This window comes from Streptomyces sp. M-16 (assembly GCF_052114405.1).
Lineage (GTDB): Bacteria > Actinomycetota > Actinomycetes > Streptomycetales > Streptomycetaceae > Streptomyces.
Window position 1 is genome coordinate 51,257 of sequence record NZ_JBFRER010000023.1, and the last position, 22,736, is coordinate 73,992.

18 protein-coding genes are annotated in these 22,736 nt (G+C 74.5%); 5 read left to right on the forward strand and 13 right to left on the reverse strand.

Going from position 1 to position 22,736, the window contains the following annotated elements:
* Nucleotides 1–79: 79 nt before the first annotated feature.
* From hflX to miaA, 6 genes are all read right to left on the reverse strand, one after another.
* Nucleotides 80–1,585 carry a GTPase HflX gene (gene hflX, locus AB4039_RS13390; protein ID WP_442270804.1) on the reverse strand — a complete coding sequence of 502 codons (1,506 nt, stop codon included), beginning with the start codon at nucleotides 1,583–1,585 and terminating at the stop codon, nucleotides 80–82.
* 229 nt (nucleotides 1,586–1,814) lie between these two features.
* Entirely contained in the window at nucleotides 1,815–3,371 is a 1,557-nt protein-coding gene (locus tag AB4039_RS13395; RefSeq protein ID WP_442270805.1) for a M1 family metallopeptidase, read from the reverse strand.
* Nucleotides 3,372–3,546: 175 nt separating this feature from the next.
* Nucleotides 3,547–5,637: an HD domain-containing protein gene (locus AB4039_RS13400; RefSeq protein ID WP_266842804.1), complete on the reverse strand. Its 2,091-nt coding sequence runs from the start codon at nucleotides 5,635–5,637 to the stop codon at nucleotides 3,547–3,549.
* A 140-nt stretch (nucleotides 5,638–5,777) separates the two neighbouring features.
* A complete protein-coding gene (gene dapF / locus AB4039_RS13405; protein WP_266842802.1) occupies nucleotides 5,778–6,653 on the reverse strand; it encodes a diaminopimelate epimerase in 876 nt (291 codons plus the stop codon).
* 90 nt (nucleotides 6,654–6,743) lie between these two features.
* Nucleotides 6,744–7,259 (reverse strand): hypothetical protein, encoded by a 516-nt coding sequence (locus AB4039_RS13410; protein ID WP_442270806.1) that lies wholly within the window; start codon nucleotides 7,257–7,259, stop codon nucleotides 6,744–6,746.
* A gap of 169 nt (nucleotides 7,260–7,428) precedes the next feature.
* Nucleotides 7,429–8,367, reverse strand: a complete 939-nt coding sequence (gene miaA, locus AB4039_RS13415) for a tRNA (adenosine(37)-N6)-dimethylallyltransferase MiaA (protein ID WP_266842798.1) — start codon at nucleotides 8,365–8,367, stop codon at nucleotides 7,429–7,431.
* A gap of 164 nt (nucleotides 8,368–8,531) precedes the next feature.
* On the opposite strand from miaA, the gene AB4039_RS13420 reads away from it, so the two are divergent.
* Entirely contained in the window at nucleotides 8,532–8,759 is a 228-nt protein-coding gene (locus AB4039_RS13420; protein WP_266842796.1) for a gliding motility protein, read from the forward strand.
* Nucleotides 8,760–8,781: 22 nt separating this feature from the next.
* Nucleotides 8,782–9,027, forward strand: a complete 246-nt coding sequence (locus tag AB4039_RS13425) for an antitoxin (protein ID WP_266842795.1) — start codon at nucleotides 8,782–8,784, stop codon at nucleotides 9,025–9,027.
* Between the two features lie 88 nt (nucleotides 9,028–9,115).
* Here AB4039_RS13425 and AB4039_RS13430 read toward each other — a convergent pair whose 3' ends face one another.
* The 3 genes from AB4039_RS13430 to AB4039_RS13440 all read right to left on the reverse strand — a co-directional run bounded on the left by AB4039_RS13430 (nucleotide 9,116) and on the right by AB4039_RS13440 (nucleotide 12,156).
* Nucleotides 9,116–9,823 carry a hypothetical protein gene (locus AB4039_RS13430; RefSeq protein ID WP_266842794.1) on the reverse strand — a complete coding sequence of 236 codons (708 nt, stop codon included), beginning with the start codon at nucleotides 9,821–9,823 and terminating at the stop codon, nucleotides 9,116–9,118.
* Nucleotides 9,824–9,988: 165 nt separating this feature from the next.
* Complete coding sequence (gene miaB, locus AB4039_RS13435; RefSeq protein ID WP_266842793.1) at nucleotides 9,989–11,506, reverse strand: tRNA (N6-isopentenyl adenosine(37)-C2)-methylthiotransferase MiaB; 1,518 nt, start codon at nucleotides 11,504–11,506, stop codon at nucleotides 9,989–9,991.
* Entirely contained in the window at nucleotides 11,503–12,156 is a 654-nt protein-coding gene (locus tag AB4039_RS13440; RefSeq protein WP_266842791.1) for a maleylpyruvate isomerase family mycothiol-dependent enzyme, read from the reverse strand. Before AB4039_RS13440 ends, miaB begins: the two co-directional genes overlap by 4 nt.
* A gap of 71 nt (nucleotides 12,157–12,227) precedes the next feature.
* On the opposite strand from AB4039_RS13440, the gene AB4039_RS13445 reads away from it, so the two are divergent.
* On the forward strand, nucleotides 12,228–13,190 hold the full coding sequence (locus tag AB4039_RS13445; protein WP_266842790.1) for a LysR family transcriptional regulator: 963 nt from the start codon (nucleotides 12,228–12,230) through the stop codon (nucleotides 13,188–13,190).
* A gap of 182 nt (nucleotides 13,191–13,372) precedes the next feature.
* Complete coding sequence (locus AB4039_RS13450) at nucleotides 13,373–14,368, forward strand: TAXI family TRAP transporter solute-binding subunit (protein ID WP_266842789.1); 996 nt, start codon at nucleotides 13,373–13,375, stop codon at nucleotides 14,366–14,368.
* On the opposite strand, the gene AB4039_RS13455 is transcribed toward AB4039_RS13450, so the two are convergent.
* Genes AB4039_RS13455 through AB4039_RS13470 form a run of 4 tightly spaced genes read right to left on the reverse strand, consistent with a single transcriptional unit; the run spans nucleotide 14,358 to nucleotide 21,134 of the window.
* Nucleotides 14,358–15,356, reverse strand: coding sequence for an ROK family protein (locus tag AB4039_RS13455; protein WP_442270807.1), 999 nt, complete (start codon nucleotides 15,354–15,356; stop codon nucleotides 14,358–14,360). The two genes, AB4039_RS13450 and AB4039_RS13455, sit on opposite strands and share 11 nt — an antisense overlap.
* Before the next feature lie 28 nt (nucleotides 15,357–15,384).
* Complete coding sequence (locus AB4039_RS13460) at nucleotides 15,385–16,473, reverse strand: LacI family DNA-binding transcriptional regulator (protein ID WP_442270808.1); 1,089 nt, start codon at nucleotides 16,471–16,473, stop codon at nucleotides 15,385–15,387.
* A 7-nt stretch (nucleotides 16,474–16,480) separates the two neighbouring features.
* Nucleotides 16,481–17,092: an NEW3 domain-containing protein gene (locus AB4039_RS13465; RefSeq protein ID WP_442270809.1), complete on the reverse strand. Its 612-nt coding sequence runs from the start codon at nucleotides 17,090–17,092 to the stop codon at nucleotides 16,481–16,483.
* A gap of 13 nt (nucleotides 17,093–17,105) precedes the next feature.
* Nucleotides 17,106–21,134, reverse strand: a complete 4,029-nt coding sequence (locus AB4039_RS13470) for a hypothetical protein (RefSeq protein ID WP_442270810.1) — start codon at nucleotides 21,132–21,134, stop codon at nucleotides 17,106–17,108.
* Between the two features lie 221 nt (nucleotides 21,135–21,355).
* Here AB4039_RS13470 and AB4039_RS13475 point away from each other — a divergent pair, with 221 nt between their 5' ends.
* On the forward strand, nucleotides 21,356–22,645 hold the full coding sequence (locus AB4039_RS13475) for a glycoside hydrolase 5 family protein (protein ID WP_442270811.1): 1,290 nt from the start codon (nucleotides 21,356–21,358) through the stop codon (nucleotides 22,643–22,645).
* Nucleotides 22,646–22,736 lie beyond the last annotated feature (91 nt).

Consider the following 22,736-nt stretch of genomic DNA (forward strand, 5'->3'; position numbering starts at 1 on the left):
CGAGGGCCCCTCGCCTGTGCGAGGGGCCCTCGGTCGTGGGGTGCGGTGCGGTGCCGTGCGGTGCCGTGCCGCTGTCCGGTCAGCGCTTGGCGGGCACGTACGGCGCCAGGTCCGCCGCGAGTTCCTGGTGGACCCGGGCCTTGAGCAGGGTGCCCTCCGGGGTGTGCTCCTCGGAGATGACCTCGCCCTCGGCGTGCGCCCGGGCGATCAGCCCGCCGCGGGTGTACGGCACCAGCGCCTCCACCTCGACCTCGGGCCGGGGCAGCTCGGCGTCGATGAGCGCGAGGAGTTCCTCGATGCCCATTCCGGTACGCGCCGAGACGGCGATGGAGTGCCGTTCGATGCGCAGCAGGCGCTGCAGGACCAGCGGGTCCGCGGCGTCCGCCTTGTTGATGACCACGATCTCGGGCACGTTGACCGCGCCGACCTCGCGGATCACCTCGCGCACGGCCGCCAGCTGCTCCTCCGGCGCCGGGTGCGAACCGTCCACGATGTGCAGGATGAGGTCGGAGTCGCCGACCTCCTCCATCGTGGAGCGGAACGCCTCGACGAGGTGGTGGGGCAGGTGCCGGACGAAGCCCACCGTGTCGGCCAGGGTGTAGACCCGGCCGGAGGGGGTTTCGGCGCGGCGCACGGTCGGGTCGAGGGTGGCGAACAGTGCGTTCTCCACCAGGACGCCCGCACCGGTGAGGCGGTTGAGCAGGGAGGACTTGCCGGCGTTGGTGTAGCCGGCGATGGCGACCGAGGGCACCTTGTTGCGGCGCCGTTCCTGCCGCTTGATGTCGCGGCCGGTCTTCATCTCCGCGATCTCCCGGCGCATCTTCGCCATCTTCTCGCGGATGCGGCGCCGATCGGTCTCGATCTTGGTTTCACCGGGGCCACGGGTGGCCATGCCGCCACCGCCGCCGCCACCCATCTGCCGGGACAGCGACTGACCCCAGCCGCGCAGGCGCGGCAGCATGTACTGCATCTGCGCGAGCGCGACCTGCGCCTTGCCCTCTCGGGACTTGGCGTGCTGGGCGAAGATGTCGAGGATGAGCGCGGTCCGGTCGACGACCTTGACCTTGACGACGTCTTCGAGCGCGATGAGCTGGCCGGGGCTGAGCTCACCGTCGCAGACGACGGTGTCGGCGCCGCTCTCCAGCACGATGTCGCGCAGTTCGCGGGCCTTGCCGGAGCCGATGAAGGTGGCCGGGTCGGGCTTGTCGCGACGCTGCATCACGCCGTCGAGGACGAGGGCGCCCGCGGTCTCGGCGAGGGCGGCGAGCTCCGCGAGGGAGTTCTCGGCGTCCTGCACGGTCCCGGAGGTCCACACACCGACGAGGACCACGCGCTCCAGGCGGAGCTGTCGGTACTCGACCTCGGTGACGTCTTCGAGCTCGGTGGAGAGACCGGCGACGCGGCGCAGGGCCGCGCGCTCGGAGCGGTCGAGCTGGTCGCCGTCCCGCTCGCCGTCGATCTCGTGGCTCCAGGCGACGTCCTCTTCCATCAGGGCATCGGCCCGAAGGCTCTCGGTGAAGCTCTGCGAGTCCCGCATGTTCTGCGCGTCCCGCGGGTCCTGGGAAGGGGAAGAAGAGGAGGTCATTGGATCCTTACGTCGATTCGATTGCGTCCGCGCCGACCGCGGTCACGGCCATGATCACGATCGGAGACCGGGAGCATGACCACGATCAAGACCAGGTCCCACGATCAAGACCAGGTCAGGGCCAAAGGTACCGCTGCGCGTGACCAAACGCTGTCACGTCCAACGTGTGACCACGTCCGGTGATTCCCCGGTCGGCCTCGTCGATGGTGACATGCCCGTTCCTGGCCCGTCATACCGTTTTTCCGGCGGCCGGATCCGCCGGGGCCGCCTTCGGAGCCGTCTCGGCACCCGGTCCGGGAACCGCCTTCGGGGTCGGCTTCGGGCCCGGCTTCGGGCTCGCCTTCGGTGCCGCGGGGCCGCTCCACTCCGGGTGTCCCGGCATCGGCGGCGTGGTCTGCCCGTAGAGCCACGGCTCCAGGAAGGGCTCCAGGTCACGTCCCGCCTCGCGGGAGGCCAGGCGTACGAAGTCGTCCGTGCCGGCGGTCCCGTCCCTGTGCTCAGCCACCCAGTTCCGTTCGACGCGGTCGAAGGCCTCGGTGCCGATCTCCTGCCGCAGTGCGTAGAGGATCAGCGCGGCCCCGTCGTAGACCACCGGCCGGAACAGCCCGATCTTCTCCCCCGGGGCCGCCGCCTTCGGGGCCGCCGGGGGCCCGCCCGCGGCCCGCCACTGGTCGGAGCGCTGGTAGGCCTCGCGCATGCGCCGTTCCAGGGAGTACTTGCCGAGGCCGTCCGCGTAGAGGGCCTCGTACCAGGTCGCGTGTCCCTCGTTGAGCCACAGGTCGGACCAGGTCCGCGGGGTCACGCTGTCGCCGAACCACTGGTGGGCGAGCTCGTGGACCATGACGGACTCCACGTACCACTCGGGGTAGCCCTCCCCCGCGAAGAGGCCGTGTTCGAAGAGGGAGAGGGTCTGCGTCTCCAGCTCGAAGCCGGTCTTGGCCCGCGCGATGAGCACGCCGTAGTTCTCGAAGGGGTAGCGGCCGACCCGCTGTTCCATCCACTCGATCTGCCCCGGGGTCTTGCCCAGCCAGGGCTCCAGCCGCTCCCGGTCGGCGGCGGGCACGACGTCGCGCAGTGGGAGGCCGTGCGGTCCCGTGCGGTGGACCACGGCGGACCGGCCGACCGAGACCTGGGCCAGCTCGGTGGCCATCGGGTGCAGGGTCTTGTACGTCCACACCGCCGCGCCCCCCGCACGGGCGGAGGGGAGGCTGCTCGGGACCCCGTTGGCGACGACCGTCGTCCCGGCGGGGGCGGTGATCCGGAAGGTGAAGTACGCCTTGTCCGCGGGGTGGTCGTTGCAGGGGAAGACGCGGTGGGCGGCGTCGGCCTGGTTGGCCATGGYCAGGCCGTCCTCGGTGGGCACCCAGCCCCCGTCGGCGCGGCCGCGCGGGTCGCTGGTGTGCCGGACGACGAGGTGCAGCGGCGTCCCCGCGGCCACGGCGTGCGCCGGGGTCAGCACGAGGTCCTCCCCGACGCTCTCGGCGCTCGCCGGTTCCCCGTTGACCTCGGCGGAAGCCACCGTTCCGTTGGTGAAGTCCAGGTTGATCCGCTCCAGCGGCTCCAGGGTGCGGGCCTCGATGACGGTGACCGCGTCGAGGGGGGTCAGGTTGTCCTTGTACGTGAGGGAGAGGTCGTACGAGAGGACGTCGTACCCCGGGTTGCCGAGCTCCGGGAACAGCCGGTCGCCGATGCCCAGGGGCTTCGGCGGGGGCAGCACGGCGGCGACGAGGGTCAGGGAGGCCGCCGCGAGGAGGGCGGCGCGCAGGCGCGGGGAGGTGAGCTGCATCCACCACCGCTTACCAGCGCCCGACGCGGGCCGGCGAGCGACGCGCGACGGGGGCACCCGAACGTGTGGCGCCCGCCGTTGGCCGCCCCGCTCGCTCCCCCGGCGTACGCCCCCTCACGCCGCACCGCGCCGCACCGGATCCGAGGACCCGGGCCCCGCCCTTCCCCCGGAAGTCTCAGGCCCGGCTGACGTCGTAGACGCCCGGCACGTCCCGCATGGCGCGCATCAGGGCGGGCAGACCCGTCGCGTCGGGCAGTTGCAGCGTGTAGGAGTGGTGGACCCGCTGCTCGACCGGCGGCTCCACGGTGGCCGAGATCACCTCGACCCCCTGACGGGCGATGGCCTCGGTCAGATCGGCCAGCAGGTGCGGGCGGCCGAACGATTCAGCGAGCAGGGTGACGCGGCAGTCCGCGGTGGCCCGCCAGTGCACGGCGACCGAGGTGCGGCCCACGGAACGCATCTGGTCCACGGCCGGACAGTGGATCCGGTGCACGGTGACGGCCCCGCCCCGGACGACGAACCCGGCGACCGCGTCGGGCGGCACCGGAGTGCAGCAGCCGGCGAGCCGTACGTGGGCGTCGGGGAGGTCGGCGACGGCGTTGCCCCCTCCGCCCCGCAGCCCGGTCACGGACAGCGGCGCCCGGGGGGCCGCGGTGGCGGGTCCGGCGCCGTCGGGATGGGCCGCGAGCCAGCTGCCGATGGCGATCCGGGCGGCGGGGGTCCGGGCGTGCTCCAGCCAGTCGGCGGCCGGCCCGGAGGAGGCGTCGTGGGCGAGCAGCAGCTGCACGGTGTCCCCGTCGGAGAGCGGGGAGGACAGGGAGGTGAGGCGCCCGTTGACCCGGGCGCCGATACAGCCGTGGGCCGCCTCGCCGTACTGGGCGTAGGCGGCGTCGATACAGCTGGCCCCGGCGGGCAGGCTGATCGCGGCGGTGGCGTCCCCGTCCTCGCGGAACACGGTGATCTCACGGTCCTGGGCCAGCTCCGCGCGCAGCACGCTCCAGAAGGTGTCCGGGTCGGGCGCGGACTGCTGCCAGTCGAGGAGCCGGGAGAGCCAGCCCGGACGGGTGGGGTCGACGCGCTCCTCGTCGCTGTCCGCCGCTTCCGCCCGGGTGCCGGTGGTGTACGGGTTGCCGAGGGCGACGACGCCCGCCTCCGCGACCCGGTGCATCTGGCGGGTGCGGACGATGACCTCGGCGACGTACCCCTCGGGGACGGCGACGGCGGTGTGCAGGGACTGGTAGAGGTTGAACTTCGGGGCGGCGATGAAGTCCTTGAACTCCGAGACGACCGGGGTGAAGCAGGTGTGCAGTTCGCCGAGGACCCCGTAGCAGTCGGCGTTCTCGGCGACGAGGACGAGGATGCGGCCGAGGTCGGAGCCGCGCAGTTCGCCACGGGTGCGGGAGATGCGGTGGACGGAGACGAAGTGCCGCGGCCGTACCTGTACCTCGGCGGCGATGCCGGCGTCGCGCAGGACGGCGCGCACGGAGTCGGCGATGGCGGGGAGCGGGTCGGCGTCACCGGAGTGGGCGGCGATGAGCGCGCGGGTGTGCTCGTACTCCTCGGGGTGGAGGATGGCGAAGACGAGGTCTTCCAGCTCGGTCTTGAGGGCCTGGACGCCGAGCCGTTCGGCGAGGGGGATCAGGACGTCGCGGGTGACCTTGGCGATGCGGGCCTGCTTCTCGGGGCGCATCACGCCGAGGGTGCGCATGTTGTGCAGCCGGTCGGCGAGTTTGATGGACATCACGCGGACGTCGTTGCCGGTGGCGACGAGCATCTTGCGGAAGGTCTCCGGTTCGGCGGCGGCGCCGTAGTCGATCTTCTCGACCTTGGTGACCCCGTCGACGATGAAGCAGACCTCGTCGCCGAACTCCGCGCGGACCTGATCGAGGGTCACGTCCGTGTCCTCGACGGTGTCGTGGAGGAGAGAGGCCGTCAGGGTGGTTGTCTCGGCGCCGAGTTCGGCGAGGATGAGCGTGACGGCGAGCGGATGTGTGATGTACGGCTCACCACTTTTTCGCATCTGGCCGCGGTGGGAGGTCTCCGCGAGGAGGTAGGCCCTCCGCAGAATGGACAGATCGGCGTCCGGATGGTGGGCACGGTGCGCTTCTGCTACGTGTCCGATGGCGTCGGGAAGCCGGTCCCGGGACGCGGGCCCGAGCAGGGCGGCTCGTCCCAGGCGGCGCAGATCCAGCCGGGTCCGGCCACGTCTGCGCAGCTCAGGACGCACTTCGGCATGTGCTTCGGGGTTCGTGGCCTCTGCACTCATGGGCACCTCCGACGGCTTCGACCGGCGGTGGCGGGCATGGGGTGAGCCCTCAGGGCCGGTGCCTGATGTTACCGACCCCACCACGTGGCGCAGTCCACCTCTCGCTCAGCGTGAAACGGATCACCCATGAGAGGGAATCTTCAGGCGAAGGCCGTTTCGCTGAGCCAGGCCGCCTCGAACTCCCCCGAGGCCACGATGACGGCCGGTCCGGTCATGTCGATCCGCCCGTCGGGGTGCTCGGTGATGGCGAGCGTGCCGCCGGGCAGGTCGACGGTGTACGTGACCGGTTCGCCGGTGACGGCGGGGTCGACGCCGTCACGGCGGATGGCGGCCACGGCGACGGCGCAGGCGCCGGTGCCGCAGGAGCGGGTCTCGCCGGAGCCGCGCTCGTGGACGCGCATGGCGACGTGCCGGGGACCGCGGTCGACGACGAACTCGACGTTGACCCCGGTGGGGTAGGCGGAGGCGGGGCTGAACGGCGGCGGGCTGTACAGGTTTCCGGCCTGGTCGAGGCTTTCAACGAACGCCACCGCGTGCGGGTTCCCCATGTTCACGTTCCGCGCGGGCCAGGTGTGCTCGCCGACGGAGACGGTGACCTCCCCCTCGGGGAGTTCGGCGCGGCCCATGGAGACGGTGACGTCGCCGGTCTTGTCGAGGTGGACCTGCTTGACGCCGCCCCGGGTGGCCACGGCGAGGTCGCCGGGCTCGACGTGGCCGGCGTGGTGGAGGTAGCGGGCGAAGACGCGCACGCCGTTGCCGCACATCTCGGCGACGGAGCCGTCGCTGTTGCGGTAGTCCATGAACCACTCGGCACGGTCGGCCAGGTGTGCCGCGTCGGGGTGGGCGGCGGAGCGCACCACGTGGAGCACACCGTCGGCCCCGATGCCGGCGCGCCGGTCGCACAGGGCGGCGACGGCGCTCGCCGGCAGCTCGATGGCGTTGTCCGGGTCCGGGACGATCACGAAGTCGTTCTCGGTCCCGTGGCCCTTGAGGAAGGAGAGGGTGGTGTGCGTCACCCGCCCATCGTACCGAGCGCCCCCGGGCCCGGCCGGAGCAGGTCAGCGAGGTGTCAGCGGCGCAGGGACGTCCGCCCCGGCGCGGCGGGCCTAGCGCAGCCGCGCCACCCGGTAGACCGCGAGCGCTACGACGGCCAGCGCGACCAGCGCGTACAGCGCGGCCATCCGCCAGTCGGGGCGGCGGCCGCTGCCGCGCGGCGGGAGCCCCGGCCAGGTGTAGCCGACGCGGCGCGCGGCCATCATCCCCCAGCCGCCCGCGCAGGAGCTGATGAGGAAGCCGAGCATGGCGACGACGGCGCCGCCGTCCCCGAACTCGAAGGCGAGGGGGAAGGCGAACATCAGGGAGCCGGCGGCGGCCAGCATCACGATGGGGGCGATCTGCCAGATCCGCAGCCGGCGCTGCGGGCGCAGCTCGACCTCGACGGCGGGACCGGAGGCGTCCTCGCTGCCCGGTTCGGGCGCGTCCGGGCCGTCCGGGGTCAGCCGCGCGGGATCCGCGGGCAGACCCAGGCCGTCGGGAGCGTCCACGGACTCCGGGGCTTCGGAGCCGACGGACCCGCCGGTTCCGCCCGGCCCCGCGGGGCCGCCGGGGGCTCCGTGAAGCATCGGGTCCGCTTCCTGTCTGGTGTCGTCCCGCCCGGTGTCACGAGGGCCGGCCTCCATAGCCACGCGCCCTCCCCACTTCGGACTTCGTACGCCGCTGTTCAGAAGTTTGATGATGGCATGGTCCTGGGCCCAGGACGGGCGCACGGGGCTTCCCGATGCCATCACGTGATCAGGCTGTAACCGCTCGTTCGACCAACGACTGCGCGAGTCCGGCGAGTTCCCCGCGGTCCGCGGCGGCCCCGCTGAGCCAGTGCACGCGGGGATCGCGGCGGAACCACGAGTCCTGGCGGCGCGCGAAGCGCTTGGTGGCCCGGACGGTCTCGGTCCTGGCCTCCTCCTCGGTGCACTCCCCCGCGAGGGCGGCCAGGACCTGCTGGTAGCCGAGGGCGCGGGAGGCGGTGATCCCGTCGCGCAGGCCCCGGGCCTCCAGGGCGCGGACCTCGTCGACCAGCCCGGCCTCCCACATCCGGTCCACGCGCAGCGCGATCCGCTCGTCGAGCTCCGGCCGGGCCACGTCGACGCCGATCTGGACGGTGTCGTAGACCGACTCGTGGCCGGGCAGGTTGGCGGTGAAGGGCTTGCCCGTGATCTCGATCACCTCCAGGGCCCGGACGATCCGGCGGGTGTTGCCGGGCAGGATCGCGGCGGCCGCCGCCGGGTCGACGGCGGCGAGGCGCGCGTGCAGGGCGCCGGGGCCGCGCAGGGTGGCCTCCTCCTCCAGCCGGGCCCGTACCCCGGGGTCGGTGCCGGGGAACTCCATGGCGTCGAGCGCGCCGCGGACGTAGAGGCCGGACCCGCCGACGAGGACCGGGGTGCGGCCCTCGGCGAGCAGCTTGTCGATCTCGGCGCGGGCGAGGCGCTGGTACTCGGCGACGCTGGCGGTCTCGGTGACGTCCCAGATGTCGAGGAGGTGGTGGGGGACCCCTCCGCGCTCCTCGACCGTCAGCTTGGCGGTGCCGATGTCCATCCCGCGGTACAGCTGCATGGAGTCGGCGTTGACGACCTCGCCGTCGAAGTGTCGGGCCAGGGCGACGCCCAGATCGGACTTTCCGGCCGCGGTGGGACCGACGACGGCGATGACCCGCGGGGCGGGGGCTGCATTCCTCACCGGGACAGTCTCGCAAACCGAACGGCATGTACCCGATCGGGTTACGTGACGGGGCGCGGCGGGCGTCGTTGCCCTGAAGAGGTTCGGGCCGGGCGTACGCCCGGCGGAGGCCGGGCCGGACCACGCGGAACTTCACCCGCACGAGTAGCGTTATGGGAGTAGACATGGGCGTTTTCAGTCGGTTTCGTCGACGTAAGGACGAGGCTTCGGCCGATTCCGCAGCGGCCGGGGCCGTGACGGAACCGGCGGAACCCGCGGCCGAGGAAGCCGAGGAGGCCAAGACCGAACCCTCCGCGACGGAGGCTCCGGCGGCGGAAGCCGTGGAGATTCCGAAGCAGCAGTCGGCGGAGGCGGCCGCGGACAGCGAGGCCGGCGAGGGCGCCCGCAAGTAGCTACGCCACTGGAAGGTGACCCATGGGCCTGCTGGACAATCTGAAGGCCAAGCTCGCTCCGGCCAAGGACAAGGTCGGCGATCTCGCGCAGCAGCACGGGGGGAAGATCGGCGAGGGGCTGGACAAGGTCGCGAAGGCCGTGGACTCCAAGACCCACGGCAAGTACAGCGACCGGATCACGACCGGCACGGACAAGGCGAAGGACGCCCTGGGCAAGATCGCGCACAAGGACACCCCCGGCGGGCCGACGCCGCCGGCCGCTTCCTGACGCACCGTACGGAAAGGGGCGCGGGACCGGGAGAGAACCGGTCCCGCGCCCCTTCGTCGTGCCGGGTCGAGCGTGCCGGGACCCCGCCTCAGGACCAGGTGGCCACGAAGTAGCCGACGCCGTAGGGGGCGTCCTCGTACAGCAGCCGGCCGTCGAGACCGGCGTCCTCGGCCGCGCCCGCGAGGACCTGCCAGGGGGCGCGTCCGGCGGCCTGCAGTTCGGCGGCGAGGGCGGGGTCGAGGGCGGCCAGGGCCGCGGTGTCGGCGGCGCCGAGGGCCCGGCCGGCGGCGGCGTCGAAGGCTGCGGCGCGTTCGTCGAGGTATCCGGGGGCCTTCAGGGTCCGGCAGGCGCTGCCGTCGCCCATGACGAGCAGCGCGACGCGCGCGTCGCGCGCGGCGAGTTCCCGGCCGGTGCGCAGGCACTCCTCGGGTGCGGCGGGGGCGGCCACGCCGAGGCCCTCGACGGGGGCGGCGCCCCAGCCGGCGCGGCCCAGCAGCCACGCGCCGACGGCCAGGGAGGCGGGCAGCAACCGCGGCCCCTCCTCACCCGCGCCGAGGCGGACGTCGGCGTCGACCCCGAAGGCGTGGAAGCCGCCGCGGGAGCCCTGGGGGTAGGGCCCGGCGTGGTCGGCGTCGGCGGCCCCGACCACGACCAGCAGGTCGGGCCGGGAGGCGGCGAGCACGGCGAGCGCGTCGGAGCAGGCGGTACGGGCGTCGCGCAGTTCGGCGGCGGCGCCCGCGGCGACCTCCGGCACGAGGAGCGGCGGTGCGGGGCAGACGGCGGCGGCTACGAGCATGATCCGCAGCCTAGGGGTTCCCCGCAGGTCGGGCCAGACCGGCCCCGGGCCGGGGCCGAGCCGGACCCGGGCCGGCGGGAGCCGGGAGTGGGAGCCGGGGGTGGGAGCCGGGCCGGTGAGAGCCCGGACGGCCGAGGGCCCGGCCCGGACGGCCTCGGGTGGGACTCAGTCGATCGCGCAGCCCGACGTGGCGACCGGCAGCGGCGCCGGGACGCCGAGGGTGGGGATGCCGAGCATGACGCCGGCGGGCTGCGCCGGGGCGGCGTTGCGCTTCTCCCAGGCGTCGCCGGCCCGGGTGCGGCGCACCTCGCGGGTCGGCCCCTCGGCGAGGAGGTGGTGCGGGGCGGCGTAGGTGATCTCGACGGTCACAACGTCGCCGGGGCGCACGTCCTCGTCCGGCTTGGTGAAGTGCACCAGGCGGTTGTCGGGGGCGCGGCCGGAGAGGCGGGCGGTGGCACCGTCCTTGCGGCCCTCGCCCTCGGCGACCATGACCTCCAGGGTGCGGCCGACCTGCTTCTTGTTCTCCTCCCAGGAGATCTCCTCCTGGAGGGCGACCAGGCGCATGTAGCGGTCCTGGACGACCTCCTTGGGGATCTGGCCCTCCATGTCGGCGGCCGGGGTGCCGGGGCGCTTGGAGTACTGGAAGGTGAAGGCGTTCGCGAAGCGGGCCTCGCGCACGGCGTGCATGGTCTGCTGGAAGTCCTCCTCCGTCTCGCCGGGGAAGCCCACGATGATGTCGGTGGAGATCGCGGCGTGCGGGATCGCGGCGCGGACCTTCTCGATGATCCCGAGGAAACGCTCCTGCCGGTAGGACCGGCGCATCGCCTTGAGGATCGGGTCGGAGCCGGACTGCATCGGCATGTGGAGCTGCGGCATCACGTTCGGGGTCTCGGCCATGGCGGCGATCACGTCGTCGGTGAAGTCGCGCGGGTGCGGGGAGGTGAAGCGGACCCGCTCCAGGCCCTCGATCTGTCCGCAGGCGCGCAGCAGCTTGCTGAAGGCCTCGCGGTCGCCGAGGTCGGAACCGTACGCGTTGACGTTCTGGCCGAGCAGGGTGATCTCGGAGACGCCCTCGGCGACCAGCGCCTCGACCTCGGCGAGGATGTCGCCGGGACGGCGGTCCTCCTCCTTGCCGCGCAGCGCCGGGACGATGCAGAAGGTGCAGGTGTTGTTGCAGCCGACGGAGATCGAGACCCAGGCGGCGTACGCGGACTCGCGGCGGGTCGGGAGGGTGGAGGGGAAGGCCTCCAGCGACTCGGCGATCTCGACCTGGGCCTCCTCCTGGACGCGGGCGCGCTCCAGCAGGACGGGCAGCTTGCCGATGTTGTGCGTACCGAAGACCACGTCGACCCAGGGGGCGCGCTTGGTGATCGTGTCGCGGTCCTTCTGGGCGAGGCAGCCGCCGACGGCGATCTGCATGCCGGGGCGCTTCGTCTTCATCGGGGCGAGGCGGCCGAGGTTGCCGTAGAGCTTGTTGTCGGCGTTCTCGCGGACGGCGCAGGTGTTGAAGACGACGACGTCGGCGTCGCCGTCGCAGCCCTCGGGCGCGCGGACGTAACCCGCGTCCTCCAGCAGACCGGAGAGTCGCTCGGAGTCGTGCACGTTCATCTGGCACCCGTAGGTGCGCACCTCGTAAGTTCCCTTGGGGTCCACTGCCGGGCTCCGGTCGCTGCTGCTGGTCATGCAACAAGGGTAGGTGGTACCCGGGAGCCCTCCGGCCCCCCGTTCAGCGTGCCAGCCGGAAGGCGGCGGCCGAAGAGCACGAGCAGCAGGTCCTGGGCCCGGCCGTGGACGGGGTCGCCGCTGCCGTGGGACCAGTCGAGGTCGTCGGCACACAGCCGGATGCCGGTCAGGTCCGCGCCGAAGAAGCGCAGGCCGCGCGGGGTGACGGCGTCCAGCAGGAGGCGCAGCCGGTCCTCGGGGACACGGCGCGGGTGGCCGAGGGCGACGGTGATGTCGAGGCCGTGGACGACGTCGTGCGCGAGGCCCGCGGTGGGGCCGCCGGCCGGGGGCTTCCAGGGGTGGTGGGCGTGGTCGCGGAGCAGGGCGGCGAGCTGGCCCGTCGTGAAGGCGGCCGCGTCGCGGCGGGCGGTGCGGTCGGTCATCCGGTGGAGGCTGCCGCGCGCCTTGAGGAGTTCGGCGGCGAAGCCGGGCAGGGAGGTGCGGAAGCCGAGCGACATGTGGGCGGCGACCTCACGGACGCCCCAGCCCGCGCACAGGGAGGGGGCGTCCCACTGCGCGGGGGTGAGGGTGTCGAGTACGTCGGCCAGCTCGCGGCGTTCGGCGGCTGTGGCACGGAGGACGGCGGCGGACGGGGCGGCGGCAGGGCTCATGGATCCAGGGTGGGCGGGAGGGCCGCCATAAGTCCAAGAGTGGACCCTTCTGCGATCTAGAATCTGTCGTTATGGAACTGTCTCAGCTGCGGTACTTCGTCGCGGTGGTGGAGGAGGGCGGGTTCACCCGGGCGGGGGCGCGGCTGCACGTGTCGCAGCCGGGGGTGAGCGCGCAGATCGCACAGCTGGAGCGGGAGCTCGGGCAGCGGCTGCTCGACCGGTCCGGCCGGCGGGTCACGCCGACGGAGGCGGGCGAGGCGGTACTCGGCTACGCGCGGGCCGCGCTGGCGGCGGTGGAGGGGATCCGGCAGACGGCCGACGCCTTCTCCGGGCTGCTGCGGGGGCGGGTGGCGCTCGGGCTGATCCCGGGGGCGGCGGGCGTCTCGGTGGGGGCGTTCGACATGGTCGCGTTGCTCGGGAACTTCCACGACGCGCACCCCCAGGTGGAGATCTCCCTGGCCGAGGACACCTCCGAGCGGATGCTGGCGGCTCTGCGGGCCGGAACGCTGGACTTGGCGGTGGTCGGGCTGGGCGGGGATCCGCCGGCCGGCATCTCGTGCCGGCTGCTGCTCGACGAACCCCTGGTGGCGGCGGTACGGGCCGACGATCCCCTGGTCCGCGCGGCGGTGGACGGCGGGATCCCGCTGGGGGCGCTGCGCGGGCGCGCGCTGATCGGCCTGCCGCGCGGCACGGGGCTGCGGGGGGTGCTGGAGCGGGCCTGCGCCGAGGCCGGGTTCACCCCCCGGGTCGACTTCGAGGCGGCCGTGCCGGCGGTGCTGGCCCGGCTCGCCGCGCGGGGCCTGGGGGTGGCGGTGATCCCGGCCGGCGCGGAGTCGGGCGCCGGACCGGGGCTGCGCGCGCTGCGGATCACCGACCCGGAGCTGAGCGGGCGGGTGGCCCTGGCCTGGCGCACCGACGGCCCGTCGGGACCGGCGGCCCGCAAGCTCCTGACGCTCCTACGGGGTGCCCTGCCGGCCGCCGACCGTCCGGCCGCCGACCGTCCGGGGTCACCCCGCAACCCGGCCCCCCGCTGATCCCGGGCGGTGCGGCGAAGGGACGGCCCCTGCCGGGCGGAAGCGGTGCCGCGCGCGCGTCCGGGGCGGCGGAGCGTGGAGGGGGCACGACACGGCGGGCCGGCCGCGGTGGGCGGGGGCCCGGGAGGGGGCGGGGCGGGCGGCCCGTGACAGGACGCCGGGCGGGTGGCAGGATCGCCCGCATGTTCCGCGTACCTCCCCGTATCTCCCGGCGCCGCGCCCTCCAGGGCCTGGTCGCCGTGGTCGGTGTGCTCGCGGCGCTGCTCTGGTGGCTGAACCCCTTCGGGCAGCCGGAGCTGAAGGGGGAGCTGACCTTCAGCACGGGCGTCCGTACGGGCGTCTACCACCGCTACGGCCAGCTGCTGGAGCAGGCGCTCGCGAGCGATCTGCCCGGGGTCAAGGTCCGGCTGGAGACCAGTGAGGGATCGCAGCAGAACCTCCAGCGGGTGGCCGACGGGAAGGCCGACTTCACCGTGGCGACGGCGGACGCGGTGTCCAAGTACCGGCTGGACGGCAGACCGGGCGCGTCGCGGCTGCGCGGGGTCGCCCGGCTCTACGACGACTACGTGCAGCTGGTGGTGCCCGCCGGCTCCCCCGTGCAGTCGACCCGCGACCTGCGCGGCAAGCGGGTCGCCGTGGGCCAGGACGGTTCGGGGGTCCGGCTGATATCGGAGCGGCTGCTGACGGCGGCGAAGCTGGACCCGGCGAAGGACATCACGCCGGTCTCGATCGGCATCGACACCATGCCGGCGGAGTTGGAAGCGGGCCGTATCGACGCCTTCTTCTGGTCGGGCGGGTTGCCGACGAACGCGGTGCGCGAGCTGTCGGAGCGTTTCGACATCCGGCTCGTGCAGCTGGGCGACCTGGTGGAGAGGCTCCAGGCCAGTGGGAGCCCCGCCCGGTACTACCGCCCTGCCGTGATGCCGCAGGACGCGTACGCGCGGGCCCGCAACACCTCCTCGGTGGCCACCCTGGCCGTGCCGAACCTGCTGGTGACCCGTGAGGACACCAGCGAGGCGCTGACGGAGCAGTTCACCCGCACGGTGATCCTCAGCCGCGACCGGATCGGCCACGAGGTGCACGCGGCGCAACTGGTGGACCTGCGGACGGCGATCTACACGGACCCGCTGGACCTGCACGAGGGGGCCCGGCGGTACTACCGCTCGGTCAAGCCGTAGCGCCGCCGCCGGGCAGCAGCATCATCGCGGCGGCGGCCGCCCCGATCAGCCCGGCGTGGGTGCCCAGTGCGGCCGGGACGACCCGCAGGTCCCGGACGAAGGACAGGGTCGCGTACGAGGCCAGGTGGCGCCGGACCGGTTCGAAGAGGGTGTCCCCGCTGGCGGCGACCCCGCCTCCGATGACGGCGATGTCGGTCTCGACCAGGGTCGCGGTGGCGGCGATGGCGGCCGCCAGGGCGCGGCCGGCCCGGTCGAAGGCGGCCAGGGCCACCGGGTCGCCGGCTTCGGCGGAGGCGGCCACGCCGGCCGCCGTCGGGTCGGGGCCGGTCCAGCCCTGCTCCCGGGCCCAGCGGGCGATGGCGGTGCCCGAGGCCAGGGATTCGACGCAGCCGCGGCCTCCGCAGGCGCAGGGCTCCCCGTCGAAGGCGACGCTGATGTGGCCGATGTGACCGGCGTTGCCGGTGGGGCCGGTGTGGAGCTGGTTGTTCAGGATCAGGCCGCCRCCTACACCGGTGGAGACCACCATGCACAGGGCGTTGGCGTGTCCCCGGGCCGCGCCGAGCCAGTGTTCCGCGGCCGTCATCGCCACGCCGTCGCCCGCCAGGACGACCGGGATCCGGGCACCGCGCGCCCGCAGTTCGGCGGCGACCCGGTCCTGGACGGGGAAACCGCGCCAGGCGCCGATGTTGACCGGGCTCACCGTGCCCCGGGACGTGTCCACCGGGCCCGCGCTGCCGATGCCGCACCGTACGGCCTGCTCCCACATCGGGGCTCCGGACAGGTCCGCGAGGACCTCGCCGACGGCCGCCATGACCGCTTCGGCGTCGCCGGCGCGCGGGGTCGGGCGGCGGGTGGCGGCGGTCATGGTGCCGTCGGGGTGGACCAGGGCCCCGGCGATCTTCGTGCCGCCGATGTCGATCGCCACGGTCGGTCCGGTGGCCGTGGCGACGGTGCGGGGCGCGGGGAAGGCTGAGGTGGGGCTGGTCACGGTGGGCGCTCCTGAGAAGGGTCGGATTTCAGTATGCGGCCGGTGGCGGGGACGTACTCTCGCGGGGTTCGAGCCGGGGCAGCTCGCTCTCCCGGGCGCGGGGCGGACCACCGGCGAGGACGGCCAGGAGTTCCTCGGCGGCGAGCCGGCCGAATCCGGCGGTGTCGCGGACCAGGGCGGTCAGTCGGGGGTGGGTGACCCGGCACAGGGCGGAGTCGTCCCAGGCCACGATCGAGAGCCGGCCGGGGACGGGGATGCCCAGCTCGGCGGCGACGGCGCTGCCGGCCACCGCCATCACGTCGTTGTCGTAGACGAGGGCGGTGGGCGGCTCCGGTTCGGCGAGGACCCGGCGGGTGGCGGCCGCGCCCTCGGTGTCGGAGTAGTCGGTGGACACGGAACGCACCTGCCCCGCCGGAAGTCCGAGCCGTTCGGCCTCGGCGCGCAGCGCGGCGATGCGCCGGGCGGTGTGGGCCAGGCCGGGCAGGCCCGCGATGTGGACGATGCGGCGGTGGCCGAGCCCGTAGAGGTGGTCCAGGACCTCGGTCATGGCGCGGGAGTCGTCGGCCCAGACGCGGGACACGGACGGATGTCCGCCGCCCCCGCCGCCCCCGCCTTCGCCCCCGCCGCCGTCGCCGTCGCCGTCGCCGTCGCCGTCGCCGCCGATCAGGACCGCGGGCAGGCCGAGTCCGGCGAGGAGTTCAGGGCGCGGATCGCTCGTACGCGGGTCCACGACGAGGACCCCGTCCACGCGGCGTTCGGCCCACCAGCGTCGGTGGACGGCGCATTCGGCGTCGATGTCCTCGACCACCTGGAAGAGCAGCGCGATCCGTTCGGCGGCGAGCACCTCCTGGATGCCGGAGACCAGTTGGAGGAAGAAGGATTCGACGCCGAGGGTGTGCGCGGGACGGGCCAGGACCAGGCCCACGGCGCCGGAGCGCTCGCCGGACAGGGCACGGGCCGCGCTGTTGGGCTGCCAGCCGAGCTCCTCGGCGACCCGGCGGACCCGGGCACGGGTCTGCTCGGACACCCCGGGGCGGCCGTTGAGCGCGAAGGAGACGGCGCTCTCCGACACTCCGGCCCGGCGGGCGATGTCCTTGATGGTGGGTCTGCGGGCCATGCCTGCCTCATCCCTCGGTGACGTGGACTGCGATGGGCGGACCGTACGCGATCCTGCCCTGACAGGCCGCCTTCACCGCCACCCAGTACCTCCCGGGGGCGGTGGTGAGGGGCGGGGCGATCTCGAACGAGGGCTCGGCGGGACGGTCCGGCCGCACGCACAGGGGCTGCGCGGCGGGCCCGGCGGTCCGCCAGGTGCCGTACGGGGAGGCGAGGTACGCGGTACCGGTGAGGGCGCTGCGGATCCCGGTGCTGCCGACCCGGACCCGTACGCGGACCCGCGCGCCCGGGGCCACGGTGACCGCGGGCCCGATGGCCCGGACCCAGAGCCGGGCGGGCACCGGGCCGCCGGGGACGGTGACGGTGAGGGCGTCCTCGAACTCCCCCTCCGGGGTGGCGGCGAGGACCCGGACCAGGTGCTCCCCCGGGGCCGCGCCGGGGTCGGGCAGCACGGTGAGGGGGATCCGGGCGTGGCCGCCCGGCGGGAGCTCCAGGGTGCGGCGGGTCCAGGCGGGCCGCCAGCCGTCGGGGGCGCGGATCTCCAGGGTGACGGGGCCCGCRGCGGCTCCGTGCGCGGCCACGGTGACGGTGGCGTCGGCGGGGGTGCCCCGGCAGGTCACCGTCCAGGGGGCGTCACCGAGCGGGGCCGTTCCGGTGTTGGAGCCAGTAGCGGCTGAACACGGGCTGGATCGGCTCGCGTTCGCCGGCGCGCTCGGGCATGCCCGAGCGGGTGGGGAGCAGCAGGGTGGTCGTGGCGGCGCCGTCGACGCGTCCGCCGAAGGGGCCCCGCGGCCGGTCCAGGAGGTCGGCTTCGACGGCGCCGCCCGCCGGCTCCGGCGACCGGGTCACGACCGGGAAGGCCGGGCGGCCGTGGGTCTCGCGGAGCCTGACGGCGAGGTCCGCGCCGCCCTCGGCCCTCTTCACCGCCTCGACGAGGATCCGGTCGGCCGGTTCCACGGCGAGGAGGGACCGGGCGGGCGGACGCGGCCCGGGGCCCGGGGCGGCCGTCACGGCGGTCAGCGGCTTGTTGAACTCCCGCCCGCGGCGCGGCAGATCGGCTTCCCGCCAGTCTCCGTGGCCGGCGACCAGGGCGTGTTCGAAGACGTGGGTCCAGTGCTGGAGCTGGAAGGAGCTGCCGTCGGGGGCGGTGCGGCGGGGCGGGTCCATCCACTCCCCGCTGGGGCGGCCGGTGCAGGAGCGCAGCAGGGTGCTGTGGAGGCGGCCCCGGGTGTCGATCGCGAAGCTGGGCGTCCCCCGTACGAGGACCCCGACCGTCCGCCCCGCGTACGGCACTTCGCGGGGCCCGGCCATCGGGGCCCCGGCGGCTGCCGCGGACCGTGCGACGGCTCCGGGGCAGTCCCCGGCGTGGACTTCGGGCTGGTCCCCGGCGGGGGCTCCGGGCCGGTCCCCGGCGGGGTCTTCGGCGTGCTCTTGCGGCCGGTCCCCGGCGGGGTCTTCGGCGTGCTCTTGCGGCCGGTCCCCGGCGGGGTCTCCAGGCCGGTCCCCGAGTAGGTCCCCGGCGAGGGCCGGCGGCGGTGGAACCAGGCGGCCCGTCGTGGTCAGGCCCCCGGCGCGGTCTCCAGGCCGGCCCCCGGGCCGGACCCCGGCGAGGGCCGGCGGCGGTGGAACCAGGCGGCCCGTCGTGGTCAGGCCCCCGGCGCGGTCTCCAGGCCGGCCCCCGGGCCGGTCCCCCGGGTGGGCCGGCGGCGGTGGAACCAGGCGGCCCGTCGTGGTCAGGCCCCCGGCCAGCCGCCCGGGCGGCCCGGTGTGCACGAGCACCGGCAGGTCGCGCGGGCCGGTCAGGTCGCAGCCGGGAACCCACAGTTCCCGCAGCGGGGCCCGGGCGGGGATCCAGGCCCGCGCGTGTTCCCGTAGCGCACGCCCGTACGCGGGACCGGCCGAGGCCAGCACCGTCGCCGTGAAGGGGTTCCGCCCGGGGCCCCCGAGCGCGATGCGGAAGTCCGGCAGGCTGCTGTCCACCGCGAGGTCGCCCCAGCGCGGCCCGCCGGGCCGGGTCGGGGTGGCCGTGACGCCGAGGCGGCCCAGGGCGGTGACGAGCTCCCGCAGGCCGGGCGGAGCCGCACCCTCCGGCAGCACGATCTCGCAGGCCCCCAACGCCCGGCCGGCACCGCCGGCGCAGTCACCACCGGCACCGGCACGGGCACGGGCACCGGCACCACCGGCCCCGGCACCGCCCGCGTCGGCGCAGTCTCCGGGACCGGTCATGGGGGCCGACAGGGCGAACCAGTTCAGGCAGGCGCTGTCCAGGGTCCACGGCGCCCGGGTGTGGTCGGCCCCGGCATCCGCCTCCGGGAAGGCGAAGCCGCGCCCGACGGCCGCGGCGGCGGTCTCCGCGACCGGCAGCGCCCCGGGCACGTCGGCGGGTATCCGCAGCCGCAGCAGCGTGTCGCTGCCCTCGAAGTCGACGCGGGTGGTCAGCTCGACGCGGTCCAGGCCGTCCCACAGGGTGGTCACGCGGGTCCAGCGGACGGGACCGGTCCGCCCCTCGGAGACGATGCGCGAGCCCAGCGGCCCCCGTTCCACCCGGCAGGACCGCGCGGGCGCGCCGCCCGAACCGGTGCCGGGCCCCTTGGGCAGCAGGTGCCAGGGCCCCTCGCCGAAGTACGGGTGCTGCGCGTGCTCCTCCTGGACGACCAGCTCGTCCACCTCACCGGGGGTGAGGATCTCCTGGCCGGTGCGCCGGTGGAGCACCCGGGTGAGGCCGCCGCCGCGCTGCGGGTCCGCCTCGGCGCGGAAGAGGCCGTTGTCGATCGCGGTCCCGGCCGCGGGCCCCCACCCGCCGGAGAGCGGCTCCGGCGAGGCCGCCAGCCACCAGGTGCGGTGGCCGAGCGGGGGCACGTCCGCGGCGAGGAAGACCACGTGCGCGTCCCCGCCCCGCACGGCCTCCAGGTGGACGGCGGCGGCGCGTCCCTCGGCGTCGAGCACGGCCAGGCGGGCGGCCCCGTCACCGGTCAGCCCCACCGCGGCCAGGTCCACCCGGGTCCGCACGAGATCGGTCCGGGTCCACGACAGCGGGTTGTGCACGGTCACGGCGAGCGGGCCGGGACCGCGGGTGTCGGCGGCGGCGGTGAGCGCGGCCAGCGCCTCCTCCCGTACGGCGTCGGCCAGTTCGTGGGCCTCCCGCCAGGTGGGCAGGAGGTCCAGGTAGACCTGGTCGGAGAAGGTCCCGGTGACGGCGTCGTGGTGGGCGGCGTGCAGCAGGTGCCGCCACGCCTTGGCGAGGGTGTGGCCCGGGTGGGTCAGCAGCCCCTCGGCGCAGGCGAGCGCGGCGAAGGCCTCGGCCTGCTCCAGGAGGTTCTCGGCGGCGCGGTGGGCCTGTTTCACATCGGCGTAGCTGACGTCCTTGCCGGTGTAGACGGGGCCCATCTCCCGGGTCACGGGCAGCGGCCGCTCACCCCGTGCGGCGAGTTCGGCCCGGACGGCGTCGAAGTGGGCGCGCGGCCCGGAGTGTTCCATGCGCGGCCAGCGGTAACGGCGGTTCCAGGCGTGCCGGACGTCCAGGCCCCAGCGGTGCGGCCAGGAGAAGTCGGTGCCCATCGGGATCAAGACGTTCTTCGTGGCGGCGGCGGGGCGCAGCAGTTCGTAGAGCTCCAGCAGCCGTTCGGCGGCGGCTTCGGCGTCCGGCGCCCGGTGGGAGGGCCAGCCGGCGGAGTAGTGCGCGGGCAGGTAGTGCAGCAGCAGACCCTCGCCGCTCGGCGCGATCCACTCGTACTCGGCGGGCAGTTGCATCGCGGCGGGCGGCCGCAGGGCCTCGCCCCAGGCGTCCATCATCGGGCCCCACTGGTGGTGGGGGCCGCGGGCGAGGACGGCGGAGTCGAGTCCGCAGCCGGCCATCAGGGCGGGGAAGGAGGGGTCGTGGCCGAACACGTCGAGCTGCCAGGCGGTGCGCGGGTCGGCGCCGAGGGTGGCGCGGTGCAGGGCCAGGCCGTGGACGGCGCTGCGGACGGTGCTCTCGGCGGAGGTGAGGGTGGTGGAGGGCTCGTTGTAGGTGCCTCCGACGATCTCCAGGCGGCCCTCGGCGATCAGGGCGCGCAGTTCGGCGCGGTCTTCGGGGTGGGCGTCCCAGTACGGCTTGAGGTAGTCGGTCTCGCAGAGGACGAAGCGGTACGCGGGATCGTCGCGGGCCTGTTGGAGGTGGAGCGGGACCAGGGTGAAGGCGGGGACTCCGACGTACTCCCAGGCGGGCCGGGGCGCGCCGGGTGCGGGCGGGGCGTCCCACAGGGCGGTGTAGGCGGCCTGGGTGTTCCACCACAGGGGGTCGTAATGGAAGTGCGGGACGAGGCGTACGGTCCAGCCGGGTTCGGCGACGGTGAGGGTGAACGGCAGCTCGGCCAGGGTCCGTCCGTCGGGGGTGGTGACGCGGGCGGTGGCCGGGATTTGGCTGCCGGGCGGTGCACCGCCGGTGTGGACGCCGACCTCGACGGTGGACCAGGCGGCCTCGCCGGCGCACTCCTCGGCGGTGTCGGCGCGCAGCAGGCGGGGGTGCGGGGTGCGCAGGCCGGGGCCGCGCACGGTGACGTGCAAAGGGCCGGCGGGGCGGCGCCTGCGGACGCGGATCCGTACCGCCTGCGCGGGGGATGCGGACGGGCCGACGAAAAGGGCCGGGGTGGTCACGGACGTGACCGAAATACCGCTGTCCATTTGTGCACCCTTCCTCGCGCGACCGAAGGCAAATCAACTAAACCGCATTAGCGCACTCAGGTTCCTCACTCACATCCCTTCTGTCAACGGGACTGAAGCGCTTAAGCAACACCGCACGCGCGGTGATCGGAATGGCGGCCGCGAAGGCCCTGTTGACTTCCCCGACGGGGCGCGGCAGCTTATGCGCATCCGGTGAATTCCCCTGAACTCCAGGACCTTTCATGCACCAGGCGGCCCCCCGAACCCTGCGTTTCGGCGCGAATTACACCCCGACCCGGGGCTGGTTCCACCATTGGCTGGACTTCGACCTCGACGAGGTCAGGGCCGACCTCGACTCCATCGCCGCGCTCGGTCTGGACCATGTGCGGGTGTTCCCCCTGTGGCCGGTGTTCCAGCCGAACCGCACCCTGATCCGGCCGCGTGCCGTCGAACAGCTCGTGGCGCTCGCCGACGCGGCCGCCGAGCGCGGCCTCGACGTCAACGTGGACGGTCTCCAGGGGCACTTGTCCAGCTTCGACTTCCTGCCCGCCTGGACCGGGACCTGGCACCGGCGCGGCATCTTCACCGACCCGGAGGTCGTGGCCGGACAGGAGGAGTACCTGCGCACCCTGGCCGCCGCCCTCGCCGACCGGCCCAACTTCCTGGGCATGACCGTCGGCAACGAGATCAACCAGTTCTCCGACGCCCCCCACCCCGACCCCGACCGGATCACCCCGGCGCAGGCCGCCCGCTGGCTGGGACGGATGCTCGCCGCCTGCGAGCGGGGCGCGCCGGGACGGCTGCACCTGCACGCCGAGTACGACGCCGCCTGGTACCGGGAGGGCCACCCCTTCACGCCCGCCCAGGCGGCCCGGCTCGGCGGGGCCACCGCCGTGCACTCGTGGGTGTTCAACGGCACCGCGCAGCGCCACGGCCGCAACGGGGCGGCCACCGAGCACCACGCCGCGTACCTGATCGAGCTGTCCAAGGCCTGGGCCGCGGACCCGCGCCGCCCGGTGTGGCTCCAGGAGGTCGGGGCGCCCGCCCCGCTGGTCCCGCCCGAGCACGCGGCGCGGTTCACCGAGGCCACCGTGGCCGCCGCGCTGGACTGCCCGGACCTGTGGGGCGTCACCTGGTGGTGCTCGCACGACGTGTCCAGGGAGCTCGCGGACTTCCCGGAGCTGGAGTACGGCCTCGGGCTGCTCACCAACGACCGCCGCACCAAGCCCGTCGGGACCGCAGTCGCCCGGATCGCCGGGGCCTGGCGGGGCCGGGAGCACCGCCCCGCCGTACGGTCCACCGCGCTCGCCCTGGACGCGGGCGGGACCGGGACGGACGAGGCGGCTCCCGGGCGGGCGGCCTGCGCCCCGGGGGGCGCGTTCTTCGAGGCCTGGGCGGTGCTGGCGGCGCGGGGGGTGCGCCCCGCCGTGGTCCTGGAGGAGCACGCCGGGGACCCGGTCCGGCTGGCCGAACGCGGCATCACCGAAGTACTGCGCGTGCACGACGTGATCCGACCCCCTTCCCCCTCGTGAGGAGCCCGCATGTCCGAGACCGGCAACGGCGCCGATCCTCGTACCCCCGCCACCGCGCCCCCCGCCCCCTCCCCCACGGCCGCCGCGGCGG